General features: G+C 49.9%; 16 protein-coding genes. 14 read left to right on the top strand and 2 right to left on the bottom strand.

The features are described from left to right. The first annotated feature begins 625 nt into the window (after positions 1 to 625). From BM299_RS19335 to BM299_RS10430, 11 genes are all read left to right on the top strand, one after another. Positions 626 to 802, top strand: coding sequence for a hypothetical protein (locus tag BM299_RS19335; RefSeq protein WP_165608268.1), 177 nt, complete (start codon positions 626 to 628; stop codon positions 800 to 802). 24 nt (positions 803 to 826) lie between these two features. After that, positions 827 to 1,093 carry a hypothetical protein gene (locus tag BM299_RS10475; protein ID WP_092483746.1) on the top strand — a complete coding sequence of 89 codons (267 nt, stop codon included), beginning with the start codon at positions 827 to 829 and terminating at the stop codon, positions 1,091 to 1,093. Between the two features lie 17 nt (positions 1,094 to 1,110). Continuing rightward, positions 1,111 to 1,941, top strand: a complete 831-nt coding sequence (locus BM299_RS10470; protein ID WP_092483744.1) for a YkgJ family cysteine cluster protein — start codon at positions 1,111 to 1,113, stop codon at positions 1,939 to 1,941. A gap of 348 nt (positions 1,942 to 2,289) precedes the next feature. After that, a complete protein-coding gene (locus tag BM299_RS10465; protein WP_092483742.1) occupies positions 2,290 to 2,553 on the top strand; it encodes a hypothetical protein in 264 nt (87 codons plus the stop codon). 4 nt (positions 2,554 to 2,557) lie between these two features. After that, a complete protein-coding gene (locus BM299_RS10460) occupies positions 2,558 to 3,664 on the top strand; it encodes a sulfite exporter TauE/SafE family protein (RefSeq protein WP_092483740.1) in 1,107 nt (368 codons plus the stop codon). Between the two features lie 165 nt (positions 3,665 to 3,829). Continuing rightward, complete coding sequence (locus tag BM299_RS10455) at positions 3,830 to 4,318, top strand: CBS domain-containing protein (protein WP_165608267.1); 489 nt, start codon at positions 3,830 to 3,832, stop codon at positions 4,316 to 4,318. Positions 4,319 to 4,333: 15 nt separating this feature from the next. Further along, positions 4,334 to 4,822, top strand: coding sequence for a CBS domain-containing protein (locus BM299_RS10450; protein WP_092483736.1), 489 nt, complete (start codon positions 4,334 to 4,336; stop codon positions 4,820 to 4,822). A 406-nt stretch (positions 4,823 to 5,228) separates the two neighbouring features. Continuing rightward, the gene (locus tag BM299_RS10445; protein ID WP_092483734.1) at positions 5,229 to 5,498 is read left to right on the top strand and encodes a hypothetical protein; all 270 of its coding nucleotides are present in this window, start codon (positions 5,229 to 5,231) and stop codon (positions 5,496 to 5,498) included. A gap of 4 nt (positions 5,499 to 5,502) precedes the next feature. After that, positions 5,503 to 6,612, top strand: coding sequence for a sulfite exporter TauE/SafE family protein (locus BM299_RS10440; protein WP_092483732.1), 1,110 nt, complete (start codon positions 5,503 to 5,505; stop codon positions 6,610 to 6,612). Positions 6,613 to 6,747: 135 nt separating this feature from the next. Next, positions 6,748 to 8,568 (top strand): two-component system sensor histidine kinase AtoS, encoded by a 1,821-nt coding sequence (gene atoS, locus BM299_RS10435; protein ID WP_092483724.1) that lies wholly within the window; start codon positions 6,748 to 6,750, stop codon positions 8,566 to 8,568. A gap of 1 nt (position 8,569) precedes the next feature. Next, entirely contained in the window at positions 8,570 to 9,931 is a 1,362-nt protein-coding gene (locus BM299_RS10430; RefSeq protein ID WP_092483722.1) for a sigma-54-dependent transcriptional regulator, read from the top strand. 3 nt (positions 9,932 to 9,934) lie between these two features. On the opposite strand, the gene BM299_RS10425 is transcribed toward BM299_RS10430, so the two are convergent. Then, positions 9,935 to 10,573: a hypothetical protein gene (locus BM299_RS10425; protein ID WP_092483720.1), complete on the bottom strand. Its 639-nt coding sequence runs from the start codon at positions 10,571 to 10,573 to the stop codon at positions 9,935 to 9,937. A 36-nt stretch (positions 10,574 to 10,609) separates the two neighbouring features. Then, positions 10,610 to 10,801 carry a hypothetical protein gene (locus tag BM299_RS10420; protein ID WP_092483718.1) on the bottom strand — a complete coding sequence of 64 codons (192 nt, stop codon included), beginning with the start codon at positions 10,799 to 10,801 and terminating at the stop codon, positions 10,610 to 10,612. Positions 10,802 to 11,240: 439 nt separating this feature from the next. Between BM299_RS10420 and BM299_RS19330 the strand changes: the two genes are divergently transcribed. The 3 genes from BM299_RS19330 to BM299_RS10410 all read left to right on the top strand — a co-directional run bounded on the left by BM299_RS19330 (position 11,241) and on the right by BM299_RS10410 (position 13,991). Then, entirely contained in the window at positions 11,241 to 11,408 is a 168-nt protein-coding gene (locus BM299_RS19330) for a hypothetical protein (RefSeq protein ID WP_165608266.1), read from the top strand. A 160-nt stretch (positions 11,409 to 11,568) separates the two neighbouring features. Then, positions 11,569 to 12,096: a DUF6125 family protein gene (locus BM299_RS10415; protein ID WP_092483716.1), complete on the top strand. Its 528-nt coding sequence runs from the start codon at positions 11,569 to 11,571 to the stop codon at positions 12,094 to 12,096. Positions 12,097 to 12,443: 347 nt separating this feature from the next. After that, a complete protein-coding gene (locus BM299_RS10410; protein WP_092483714.1) occupies positions 12,444 to 13,991 on the top strand; it encodes an acyl-CoA carboxylase subunit beta in 1,548 nt (515 codons plus the stop codon). Positions 13,992 to 14,063 lie beyond the last annotated feature (72 nt).

Raw genomic sequence — 14,063 nt, 5'->3', positions numbered from 1 at the left:
TTATTAAGTTGATAAATAAAAGAGTAGGCCCTCGTTTGCAGGGTCTATTCTTTTTTATTGGAAAGTGTACTAGAAAGGTGCCTATCCTGAAAAGGCATATTGGGTGCGGGCGGGTTGTTCCCCGCAAGTGACGTATCGGAGCGTCGGTAACGGGACTAGGTGAAGCTGAGGTTGCCGAATTGGCGGGACGAATCGTGCAGTAACCACCGGCATAGCTTGCAAAGAGAAAGCTGTTGTAAATAAACAACTCGGAATAACTACCCGTACTGCGCAATATGCAGGACCGCCAAATTCGGCCCGAAGCGAACCATAGTCCCGTCGACGCGGAGATTTGGAAGCGCAGCGGGGAACAACCCGGTAAAAGGGGGACAGGCACCATTTTCAAAAAACGAAAATGGAGCCAGTCCCCTTTTACTGATGGTGCCGCGACAGCGACATGAAAGTCTGTCCCTCTTTGGTTTTTTTTACATGCTCGGGCTGCAGGCTGCATACTTGCATTTTGCTGCCAAATTCACGAATTAATAAAACAAAGCAGGATTATCCCAAAATCACCCGGAAATATAAGTAAGGATAACCAGGTCCGGCTCAGTGCCCGGGGTGGTATTTTTAATGATCGGAGGGGCGTATGTTACGGGAGTATATTTTGGCGGCGATTAACCGGTCAGAGATAGAAGCTGCCTGCCGGATTGCCGCGAAGTACGATTTTGTAGTTTTCGGGACCCTGTACGGCAATTTATTAAAACAGGTTTTGGTCAGCGAACCCGGTGAAGCCATGCCCGTATACTTTTACGAACCGGGCTGAGACTGGCCAAGGAAAGTGGTTGCCGTGGGTAATCTAAAGGCTGTTTGGACGGACCTGCCGGACGATTTGGAAGATGAAGATATGGTCAAAACAGAATTTTACCGCGTTTTCGGCGGCAGGTGGGATAATGTGCTCTTGGGGTCGGAAAAGCCCTTTGACCACCACCGGTATTGGGACGGTTACCTGGCCGTAACGGAGTTGCAGCAAAGCCGGGGGCTTACCCTTTCGGACCTGCCGCTTTTGGATCCATCGGGCAAAAAAGTTTTTCGCTACAATATTGTGATAGGTTAGAGAGGAGATTGGCATAAATGGTCTTTGACTTTCAGCGCAGCGTGCTGGACAAACTGGAAAATGACACTCTGGAAGAACTGGGTATGGATGATGTTTTTTCATTTGCTTGCGGCCCGGAATGCATGGGCCGCTGCTGCCGGAACATTACCATATTGCTGGACCCCTGGGACGTGGAAGTGATGGCCCGGCACTTGGAACTATCCGGACAGGCATTTTTCACCCGCTATTGCAAAATGGAAGCGGACAGGCAAACCGGGTGGCCCATGGTCTGGCTGGCCCACGCCGAACAGGGGCCCTGCATATTTATGCTGGAAGACGGCAAGTGCTCCGTTTACCCGGCCAGGTCCAGAAACTGCCGCACTTTTCCGTTGGGCCGGGCGGTGCGCTACCTGCCGGACGGGGAGGGTGAAAAACGCAGGGAAGAGCGCGTTTTCATGGTGGATCGCCTGCAGTTTTGTCTGGGCCATAAATCCGGCCGGCAATGGACAGTGCGGGAGTGGTTTATTGACGCGGATGCTTTTGTCTATTACCAAATGTCCGACCAGTACACCGAATTAATTGATTATGCGGTAAGCGAACTGTGCTGCAGCGAATGGATGAACCCCGGGGTGGTGCAAATGATTATCCCCTTTCTTTTTGCTCCGGACATGCTGCGCAAGCGTCTGGGCCTTGATGAAAATGAAATCGGGCACGAAGAGTTCCACCGGCGTCGTATGCAAGCCGTTAAATTGATGCTTACCGATATGGCCGCCGGATTTGGCTGCGGGCCGCAAACCGATATAGGCCGGGGAGCATTTGCCGGCAGCCTTATGGACCGGGTGAAAAGGGTGCTGGATGAGGGTGCTTGATATAATTAAAAAACAAAAAGGGGACAGGCACCTTTTTCAAAAAGCGAAAAAGGAGCCAGTCCCCTTTTTGTTTTTTGTTGTAAAACCGGACAAAAGCCCGGTGGTTGGAAATCAGGAGAAACGCGTGATTTCTCCTTTGTAGGATAGTTGTTGTGAAGCAGGTCAGTGTTGATGAGTTTTCCAACAGCAAAATAAACTTAAAATTCGCAAAATACCGAAAATAGAGGTCTTAAAGCACAATGTAAATTGGCATTGCATTTGCACCTTAAATTACAAAAAAAATGAGAGGGGGTAAAATACAGTTTGATATTGATTTAACAGACTTCTTTTGATAAAGGAGGTAATGAAATGTCGGCAAAAGACCTGGAAACTAAAAAAGCAGCTGCAGTAAAAGCGTTATTGGGTTTAATAGGTGCCATGTTGCTGTACTTTTTAGTTTTTGCCAATACAGATATGATAAACAGTTTATTGCAGAGCAAGAGTTACCGGGCTCCATTGACCTCAATGACTATTGTCCTGGCGGCCTCGTTCCTGTATGGCATGGCGGTGGCTAAAATATTGAGACACACCCTGGAAACAAAATTGAAATCCCAACAATTAAGAGAGGAGTGATAATATGGCGGGTGCAGTAGAGCTTCCGGCCGCTGCGGAAGCGATCAAGTTTATTTCCATGACTCCCAAACTTGCACTGTCCCTTTTTGGCATTGGACTGGTGGGGGGCACCCTGAGCGGTTTCCTGGGTACCGGCGGAGCGTTTATTATGACGCCGGCCATGATGAGCCTGGGGCTCCCGGGTATTATGGCGGTGGCCGCCAACATTACGCACAAATTCGGCAAGGCCATCATGGGGGCCAAAAAGCACAGTGAGTTCGGCAATGTGGATATGCGCATGGGGCTGGTAATGTTTATCGCCCTGTTCGCCGGTGTGAAGGTGGCCGTGACCATGAATAAGGGCGTGCTGGAAAAAATGGGCGCAGCGGGGTCCAATTTATATATCAGCATAATGTTTATTGTCATACTTTCCTGGGTTTCGCTGTTCATGTTTCGGGATATCATGAGACAGCGCCGAGGAATAACGGCAAATGAGAAGGCGGGACCTTCGCTCGCCGATAAGATTAAAAACCTGTCCATACCGCCGGTGATTCACTTTAAAGTAGCCAATGTTCGGGCTTCTCTATGGCTGGCGCTGCTGGTGGGTTTTGCCACCGGTTTCTTGGCCGGCACCATCGGCGTGGGCGGTTTTATCGGCGTGCCGGCAATGATTTACCTGCTGGGGATTCCCACTTACGTGGCTGCCGGTACGGAACTGTTTTTGGCCATATTTTCGGGTATGCAGGGGGCTTTCCTTTACGCCCTGAACGGTTATGTGGATATCAGGATCACCTTGCTGCTGTACCTCGGCTCCTTGATTGGGATCAACCTGGGGGCTATCGGCACCAGGGTGGTGCGGGGTTCGCAAATCAGGCTGGTGATGGTGGCCATTATCGCCATGGTGGCGCTCAGCAGGGCGGCCATGGTACCGGTTTACCTTAGTGACCTGGGTAAAATTACCCTGGCGGCGGGTGCTCATGAAACGGTTACTTTGTTAAGCAATATATTCCTCTTTGGCAGCGGGGCGGTGGGTGTCAGCCTGATCCTGTTCTGGATGTTCCAGGCTTATCGCCGGGCGGTAAAAGTACCGCCGGTGGGGAATGATTTACCGAGTTCGGAAATAATTACTTAGTAACGTAAAAAATATTCAGACGCACTTGGCCCGGCAGGTTATTTAAAAAGGTGCGCAGAAAAATAAAAGTGCCTGGCAATGGCCCAGGCACTTTTGATCAATGGGAGTTTTACTGGCAGACCGCAGTGCGCAAACAGGGATACTGAAGTAACGGAGGTTTTCCGCATGCCCTCTAAACAAACGGTGGAAAATATCATGGTTCCCTTGCACCATTTCCCCCTGGTTCGGGAAGACGACGTGGTGGCTGAGGCGATACGGGTAATGCGGCATTTTTTTCACCGGCAGGACGGTACGTGGTATGGCTTCCAGGCCGCACTGGTGCTGAATCAAAAGGACCAACTGGTGGGCTTGTTAACCCTGCGGGGGTTGCTGCGGGCGTTTCAGCTGCAGGCTATTCAGGATCATTTATTGAAGGGTGACGCCACGGGATTGTTTTTTATGGGTAAATTCAATGACAGCCTGGAGATTGTGGTCAGGGACATCATGCGGCCCATTAATTTAATTACCGTGCAAAAGGGAAGCAGTGTTTTTGAAGTAATTCGCAAAATGCACAAATGGAAAATAAGCCTGCTGCCGGTAATGGACGGCGGGGAATTGGTCGGTATGGTGCGCACCATTGATGTGTTTTGGATTGTCGGCGAACTATTGGACTGACCGGAGGTAAGGGCTATGCAAAACAAAAGGGCTGCGGATATTATGGTGCCTATAAAAAGCTATGTGACCATTGGCGAAGAAGCCACGCTATATGAAGCCATTAAGGTATTGCAGGGGGCCATGCACAGCGAGGGCGGGGCCTGGCACGGACACCGGAGCGTGCTGGTGTTGGGGAAAGATGAGCAACTGGTAGGCATTTTGACGATGCGTGGGTTGCTCCGGGCGGCGGGCTTTAAGTCGCTGGATGATGACCCGGAAATAAAAGCGGAATCCTGGGGCTGGTATTATGTAAACCAGTTGCGGGAAGGGGCCAGGGTGCGGGTGCGGGATGTAATGCGCCCCCTTGAATTATATACTGTAGATGCCGGGGCGCCGGTTTGGGAGGTGGCGCTGGCATTGTTGAGGCACCGGGTAAATTCCCTGCCGGTGATGCAAAGTGGCAAGCCGGCCGGTATAGTGCGCGTCATAGACATTTTCACGATTATGGATGAGTATTTCTTTTAAATACTTGAGTATAAAGTTTGCTAAAAAGGGGACAGGAAAAAAAGGGGACAGGGTAAAAAAGGGGACAGGCACCGATTCACAAAACGAATCGGAGCCAGTCCCCTTTTTTGCCTGTCCCCTTATTATTTTTGATGCAAAACCATACAAAACCGGTAAGCGGTAAAATGCTGTAAACAGCTTGGTTGACGGCTTTGGGATAGGATGTTGTGAATCGGGGCAAGCCTGACCAGTTTTCCAACAGATCGTGAAGAAGTTATTTTTCACAAAGTGCCGAAAATAAAGGGTTTTAGTGCAATTTGCGGCTGGCACCCCACTTGCACCTTAAATTACAAAAACATTGGGGGGGTGTTTAATTGCGTATTGCAGCATTTTTTCATCAGTATTGGAAAAGGGGGAGTGGTGATTAATGGCAAATTTGGCGACAAAAAAACAAAGCAAAAAAACAGCCATGCTTTCAGCAGCTGTTTACCTCATTATGGCAGCTATCATATATTATGTGGTTTTTTCCCATACCGATAAATTGGTGGAAGTATTAAAAAGTAAAACTTACTTTGCACCGCTGTTGTGTATGACCACAGTGGTTGTTGTTTCTTTTTTGTACGGCACGGCAATATCCAATATATTAAAACACACTTTGCAGGAGCGATTAAAGTCGCAAGAACTGAGAGAGGAGTGATTTAATGGCAGGGGCAGTGGAGATTCCGGCTGCGGCCGAAGCAATAAAATTTATCACTTTAACTCCTAAAACAGCCTTTTCCCTTTTTGGTATCGGCCTGGTGGGTGGTATATTAAGTGGATTTCTGGGTAGCGGCGGGGCTTTTATTATGACCCCGGCCATGATGAGCCTGGGTATTCCCGGTATCATGGCGGTGGCTGCCAATATAACCCATAAATTCGGCAAAGCCATTATGGGTTCGAGGAAACACAACGAATTTGGCAATGTGGATATGCGCATGGGCCTGGTTATGTTTATTGCCTTATTTGCCGGCGTCAAGGTGGCCGTTTCGATGAATAGGGGCATACTGGCAAAAATGGGGACGGCGGGCTCCAACCTGTATATCAGCATAATGTTTGTCATTATACTATCCTGGGTAACCTGGTTTATGTTCCGGGATATTATGAAACAGCGCCGTGGAACAAACCGGATTACGGGGCAGGAAGGACCTACGCTGGCGGAGAAAATTAGGAACCTCAATCTTCCGCCGGTGATCCACTTTAAGGTCGCCGGTGTCAGGGCTTCCCTGTGGCTGGCGCTGCTGGTGGGTTTCGCCACCGGGTTTTTGGCCGGCACCATCGGGGTGGGCGGTTTTATCGGGGTCCCGGCCATGATTTACCTGCTGGGTATACCCACTTATGTGGCGGCCGGTACGGAACTGTTTCTGGCCATATTCTCCGGCGCGCAGGGTGCATTTCTTTACTCAATGCACGGTCTGGTGGATCTCAGGATTACTCTGCTGCTGTATGTGGGGTCCATGATCGGTATCAACCTGGGAGCAATCGGCACCCGGGTGGTGCGGGGCTCGCAGATGAGGCTGGTGATGGTGGCCATAATCGCCATGGTGGCGCTGAGCAGGCTGGCGATGGTGCCCGTTTACCTGGCTGAAATGGGTAAAATTTCTCTGGCAGCCGGTATGCACGATGCCATTACTCTGATGAGTAATATATTTCTATTCGGCAGCGGGGCGGTTGGTGTAAGCATGATTCTTTTCTGGATGTTTCAGGCTTACCGACGGGCGGGGGTTGTGCAAAATGCCGGAGGCGATTTGAGCAGTTCCAAGGCTTCTGTTTAAAAAAAAGCCGCAATAAAATAAACGAGCTATGTGCCGGTTGGAAATCCGGCGCATTTTTTTGATTAAATGGCAATGTGGCTTGCAGTTAATAAGTAGTATAATTAAAATATATCTTTAATAATAATGGGGCTTATCATGTCTGGAAATAAAATTTTTTTTGGTAACCGTATTTTAATATTTGTGGTTTTACTGCTTATGCTCACCGTGCTGCTGACGGTATACCTGATGAGCATCATCCGCAATAGTGAACTTTCCTTGCTGGAGCACCAAAAGGCCCGGTTAAACCAGGCCGCCTATATCTTTGACCAGCACGTGGAAGGCGGCTTGAAAGATTATTTGATCAAGCAACAGGCGCAAAACAAAAGCAGGGAGCAGCAGATATCCATACTGGCCGAGTATTTGAACCGGGTTATAGACGATGTACACCGAGAATACCCGGAAGTGCACATAGGTCTTTATTATTCCGATTTGGACGTTTTTTTTGACGGGACGCAACGCCTGGGTGAAAACTATTCCATGCGCCGCAAGAAAGCGTTTGACGCCGTCCTGGACAATAAGACGCCGCTGACGCAGAACCTGGGCGAGGAAGAAGGCGGCGTGGTGGAAATCTATAAGCCATTTACCCGGAACGGACGGGTCGAGGGCGTTATCAGGTCTGCCGAATACCTGGGGGAAACAAGCTTTTACGTTAAGCGCCGGGAAATAGAGTATACGGTTTATTCTATTATCGCCTTTGTAATCGTCACCGGTATTTTCGGTTCGGTGTTGATTTTTCGCCAGCTGGTCAACCAGGTGGAAAACATCAAGGACGGGGTAAAATTACTGGAGAAGGACCTTAGTTTGACCCTCCCCCCGGCACCGGGCGAATTGGGTGAAATCGTAAACGCCATCAACGGTTTCGCGCACAAGATAGCTGACCTTAACCTGTATAACGAAACCATGCTGGCCACAATAGATGATGCCATATTGGTGGTGGATGTGCATGGCAAGGTAATGATTGCCAATAATATGGCCCATAAACTGATGCAGTTGCCGGAAAACTGCCGGGACAGGGATTACCGGGAGTTATTGCCGGCCGGGTCGCCGTTTGCCGAGTTGATCAATAAAACCTTGGCTGAAAAGCGTAACTATAAAGACCTGCACATTTCACTGGCGGCAAACGGCAATCACCATACCATGGAACTGTTGATCAGCGCGTCTTTGTTGCTTGGCACCAGAAACAGGCAGATCGGGATGGTGCTTTTATGCCGGGACATTACCGAACGGATGCGCTTGCGGGAAAAAGCCCAGCGGCAGGAACGGCTGGCTTCCCTGGGCAAGTTGGTCACCGGGGTGGCGCACGAGATCAGAAACCCGCTTACTTCCATAAGTGTCTATATTCAGCACTGGCAAAACCAAAACGCACCCAATCCCCGGTCACTGGCCACCATACACCGGGAAGTTGCCCGGCTGGACGCCATTGTAGACCAGTTGTTATATTTTGCCAAGCCGGCCGAAGCCAGGTTTGTGAAAAAGGACATCAATTCCCTGATAGATGAAGTGCTGGGCTTTTTTAATGAAATTCACCAGGGTAAGTTCAGCTTGATCAGGAATTTGGAACGCAATATTCCTCCGGTCTGGGTTGACCCGGAACAGATCGAGCGGGTGCTGGTCAACATTTTATTCAACGCTTTACAGGCCATGCCCGAGGGGGGCAGCATCACCGTTTCCACGGGTTTTGACGCCGATAGTGAGCTGGTTTGGGTGGCCGTGGAAGATACCGGGCGCGGCATACCGCAGGAACACCTGAACCGCGTCTTTGATCCTTTTTACTCCACGCGCCCCAAGGGTACCGGTCTGGGTTTGGCCATTGCCCATGAGATCATTCAAGTGCATGAGGGACATATTGAGGTAGAAAGCGAGGTAGGAAAAGGCACGAAGTTTACCTTTTACTTGAAAACCTGGGAGGAGGGGTAAGGTGGATAAATTGGTGCTGGTGGTTGATGATGAACAGAGCGTGCGGGAAGCGCTGGGCGACATCCTGAAAGATAACGGCTACCGGGTGGAATGCGCGTCTGACGGACGGGAGGGGCTGGAAATGATTGACCGGTTGAATCCCGATGTGGTATTGCTGGATATCCGGATGCCGGAAATGGATGGCATACAGGCCCTGGAGATAATCAGCCGGCGCGGGCAAAATGTGCCCGTAATATTGATCACTGCTTACGGCTCCACGGAAACCACAATAGAAGCCATGAAATTGGGCGCTTTTGATTACTTGATGAAGCCGCTTAAAGTAAATGAAATATTGGACACGATAAAAAAAGCGGTGGATATTAAAGAATTGATTAGGCGTTCCCAGAGGGATGGAATTAAAGAGGACCGGGTTAGGACCGATGTCATGATTGGCCGGTCACCCGTCATGCAAAATATTTATAAAACCATCGGGCGGGTGGCCAACAGCAACGCCACCGTGCTTATCAGGGGCGAAAGCGGTACCGGCAAAGAGCTGGTGGCCCGGGCCATACACTTTAACAGTGTACGCAAGGACAAAAATTTCATAAAAATCAACTGTGCCTCAATTCCTGAAAACCTCCTGGAAAGCGAGCTGTTCGGGCATGAAAAAGGGGCGTTTACCGGGGCGGTGACGGCCAAACAGGGAAAGTTTGAACTGGCGCACCAGGGAACGGTTTTCCTTGACGAAATCGGTGAAATGTCCATGTCCACCCAGGCGAAGCTGCTGCGGGTGCTGCAGGAAAGGGAATTTGAGCGGGTTGGCGGCACGGAAACCATTCAGGTGGATGTGCGTATCGTTGCGGCCACCAACAAGGACCTGGAAAAATCAATAGACGAGGGCACTTTCCGGGAGGACTTGTATTACCGGCTCAACGTGGTGGACATTATGCTGCCGCCGCTCAGGGAGCGCAAGGAGGATATCCCGGAGCTGGTGGAACATATCATTAAAACTTGTAGCTATGAACACGGAAAAACCGTTACCGGTTTTGCCAGGGAAGCCATGGAGTTGCTGGCGCATTATGATTGGCCCGGCAATATCCGGGAGTTGAAAAATATTTGCGAACGGGCGGTGCTCATGTCAAGCGGGCCGTTGCTCACGGTGGAGGACCTGCCCCGCAGCCTGCGCAAAAAGAACCGGCGTATTGACTGGTTGGGAGAGTTGCAGGGCGATTCTTTAAAGGAAATAGTGGCCGAGGTGGAACGGGAGGTAATCCTGAAAGCGTTGGAGGACAATAACTGGAACCGCTCGGCAACAGCCCAGGCATTGAAAATGAACCGCAGTTCCCTGTACGCCAAGATGAAGGAACTGGGCATTATCGAATAACGGCTAATTGTGTATTTCTTTCAGATGCATCCCGGTAACCGTTATAAAATCGGCCAGTGTGGCGCCAAGTTGTTCGGCCATTTCTTTTTCTGCATACTCGTCAAGATTAAAAAATATTTTAAACCGGTATTTGCCGGTGGCTTCTATGGATTGCCTTTCCCGCTCCAGGACCATGCCCAGTTGTTTTTCCATATTTTCTTTTCGGGCCAAAAGTGGAATAAAAATATTGTTTTTTTTGCCGTCCATAACCAGTTCGATAGCGATTAAATTTTGTCCCTTGTGTTTACCCTTGCGGGGTGAGGTTTTGCATATGCGGTAATATAAATTTTCGTGCGGGTGGACTTTGATGCAGCGGGAAGAAGTCTTATTGCCGGGAATCATAAAGGAAACGCAATTAATCTGGATACCCCGATCCTGCAGTAGATAACCGGCCTTCATGACCGCCCGGTCCAAAAGGTCGCGCAGATCCAGCTTTTTTGTTTCGTTGTGGGCTTTCCCGGCGGTTTTGCGGGATTTTAGTTTTTCTTTCAACCATTTTTCAAAAAGGTCCAGGGTCCGCAGGTTGATTCTTTCGGGCATGCTCTGTTCGATAAAACGTTCTTTTTGCCGGACAAAGGTGGTTACGAATTCTTTATCTGTCATAATTCTCCCTCCCTTGCGCGTACTTTTCGGTTTATATTAGCCGTGCATTACGCCGGCCAGAGCAAGAATTAAGGGCGTGGCCAAAACCAGAACTGTGCCCAGGAGCCGTCCCGTATTCTCAGCGTTGTCGTTGTCTTGCACAGGTTCGGTTTTAAACATTTCTGCTTCTAAAAATGGTTTTTCCAGGTGGTTGACCATCCACTCATGCACCTTCCGGCTGGTTTTCATAAGCGGGTGCCTCCTTAAAAATTTATTTCGCTGGGTATAATTATTGCCCGATCAATGTATATTAAAGTGCAAAGTCCATGCCACGTCCGCCGGCCCTGAAAACCGCTGGTATCAAGGTTTCAGGGACGGTGTCAAATGTGATATTGACCATAGTCGCATCACATTTGACGTAATTTTAAACAGGTGCCGGGGAAAACGTCGTAAAAGGATGCCGAACAGTTGAAATAGGGGGTTGTATGGTTAAGTTAATTGGGGCCCCGATGTAGGGATAATCGCCATAAGCCTGTGCGATAACAAACAAAAAGGTAAATGTATTGTGAAATTTTCGCCATACTATAATGTTAATTCGGCGAAAACAACTTTTGATTTTCCGGCAAAAGGAGTATCATTATAGACACATACCAAGGAAAGCAGTAAAATGGTACGAGGAGTGATGAAGATGAAAGTGTTCAACAGGTTGAGCAGGTGGATGGAAAAAACATTGGAAGAACCGCTTTGCCAGGCGGAGATAATGCGGGCACAGATTATTATGGAAGCGGATCACGAAACAAAAAAGTCCGGCGGCAAAAGACATAAAAAAGTTATTGTTCTGCGGCCGGTGAAATAAATCGGTTGGATTGGAGGAAATATTAAGATGCATTTACCGGATATGGTGGTTTAGGCCCCTGCCGTTTTTCACAAACGGTGGGGGCCTAAAATTTTGGTGCCCCAAAATATTAATGCTGGTATAATATTTGCTTAATTTAATGTATAAATGAAACGGAGGGATGGTTTTGCAACCGATCAAAGACATCAATGATCTCAGCAAGGAGCAGCTGATTGAATTTGTGGGCAGCCTGAGTAAGCGCTGGCTGGCCCACGACGGGCTGTGGTTCCAGGCGGTGGAGAAAAAATACGGCATGGACGCTGCCATTGAGGCGGACGCTGCGGCCTGGGAGAAGTTTACCGTTATTGAAGCAAACCGGATCAAGCAGTTCCTGGGTTTGCCGGAACAGGGCGGGCTGGAAGCACTGGAGCTGGCTTTGAAATTCAGGTTGTATGCGTTTCTTAACAAACAGGAAATTATTCGCGTTGGGTCTGACAAGCTGGTTTTCCGGATGGTGGATTGCCGGGTGCAGTCCGCCCGGGAGCGTAAAAATATGCCCTTTTTCCCGTGCAAGCCGGTGGGACTGGTGGAATACAGCGGCTTTGCCCGGGCCATCGACTCCCGCATCACTACCCGGTGCATCTGTTGCCCGCCGGATGAACCTGAGCAGGGTTGTTATTGTGCATGGGAGTTTACCTTGCAAGAATGACGGTGTAAACAAAGGTTTCACTATATGTTAACAGCCGGTTATAACCTTTGGGTTTATGACCGGCTTTTTGCTGCCCTGGTTTTTTCCGGGGCTGTTATGCGGTAAATTGCAAGGGTTTAGGCATTATAACAGGTTTAGTTAATCTGGTATTGTTCTTGCAATTTTAAATATTCAATAAATAGTTTTTGATAATTTTTGGAGATGCACGCAGGGGGTGATTGACTCCTAAAACCTTGTAACCCGTGAGATAAAAGCGGTTTGGCGCATAAAATTTTTAAAAAGTCTAAATTTTCAACTATTTATGAATGTAAAAGAAGATTAACATGAAAGTTGGGAGATGAAACAGTATGAATGATAAAAATTTACGGGATCTGGACCTGGAGTTGAAAGAAAAAGAAACCTTTGTCAAGAGGGGCGGGGCTCCCAAGTATCACGAGAGCAACGCCAAAAAGGGCAAAATGTTTGCCCGGGAACGGCTGGAGCTTTTGTTGGACCCCGGTTCCATCAAAGTGGAAGACGGGCTGTGGGCCAACAACCTGGCGGAAGGGTTGCCCGCTGACGGCGTGGTTACGGCGGTGGGTAAAATACACGGGCGCACCGTGTGCGTGATGGCCAATGATTCTACGGTAAAAGCCGGCTCCTGGGGCTGGCGTACGGTGGAAAAAATCATCCGCATCCAGGAAACAGCCATCGATATGCAGGTGCCCATGCTTTACCTGGTGGACTCCGCCGGGGCCAGGATTACGGACCAGATTGAAATGTTCCCGGGCCGCCGGGGCGCGGGGCGTATTTTTTACAACGAGGTAAAAATGTCGGGTATGATCCCGCAAATATGTTTGTTGTTCGGGCCTTCGGCGGCAGGCGGCGCCTATATCCCGGCGTTTTGCGACGTGGTGTTCATGGTGGACGGCAACGCCAGCATGTACCTGGGTTCGCCCCGGATGGCCGAAATGGTGATATTTGAAAAGGTCACCCTGGAAGAAATGGGCGGGGCCCGGATGCACTGCTCCGTCAGCGGTTGTGGCGACCTGCTGGCGGCCACGGAAAAGGAGGCCATTGAGGCCTGTCGCCGTTATCTCACCTATTTCCCCCAGAACTACCGGGAAAAAACTCCGCTTATTGAAGCGCAACCTCCCGCCGAGGGGCGCGATATTGAGGAAATTGTGCCCGCGGAAGAGAACCAGGCCTTTGACATGTACGAAGTGATCAACCGGATTATCGACCGGGACAGCTGGTTTGAAATCAAAAAACTTTTCGCCCCGGAATTGATCACCGGGCTGGCCCGGATCGGCGGTCGAGCGGTGGGTATTTTAGCCAACCAGTCAACGGTTAAAGGCGGGGTATTGTTTGTTGATTCGGCGGATAAGGCCGCCCGCTTCATGAACCTGTGCGACGCCTTCAACATCCCTCTGTTGTTCTTGATGGATGTGCCGGGATTCATGATCGGCTCGGCGGTGGAGCGCCAAGGGATTATCCGGCACGGGGCCAAAATGATTTCGGCCATGTCCCAGGCCACGGTGCCCAAGGTTTCCGTGGTGGTGCGCAAGGCATACGGCGCGGGGCTGTACGCCATGTGCGGGCCCGCCTTTGAACCCGATTGCTGCATGGCCCTGCCCACGGCCATGATAGCCGTGATGGGTCCCCAGGCTGCGGTTAACGCCGTCTACGAAAACAAAATTATGGCGCTGCCGCCCGAAGAAAGACCGGCCTTTGTCCGGCAGAAACGGGAAGAGTACGCCAGGGACGTGGATATTTACCGGCTGGCGTCGGAATTGGTGGTTGATCACGTAGTTAGTGGGACCGAACTGCGGGATGAGCTGATCACCCGGTTTGCCCTGTACGAATCCAAGACCAAGACATTCACTGAACGCAAGCACCCGGTTTATCCGGTGTAGTCGTCAGTGGTCGGTGGTCGGTATCCGCCGGTAACAGACATTATGGATATTGGTTTTATCTTAATATGTTTG

The organism is Desulfoscipio geothermicus DSM 3669 (assembly GCF_900115975.1).
GTDB lineage: Bacteria > Bacillota > Desulfotomaculia > Desulfotomaculales > Desulfallaceae > Desulfoscipio > Desulfoscipio geothermicus.
This window is presented reverse-complemented; position numbering and strand designations above follow the sequence as displayed.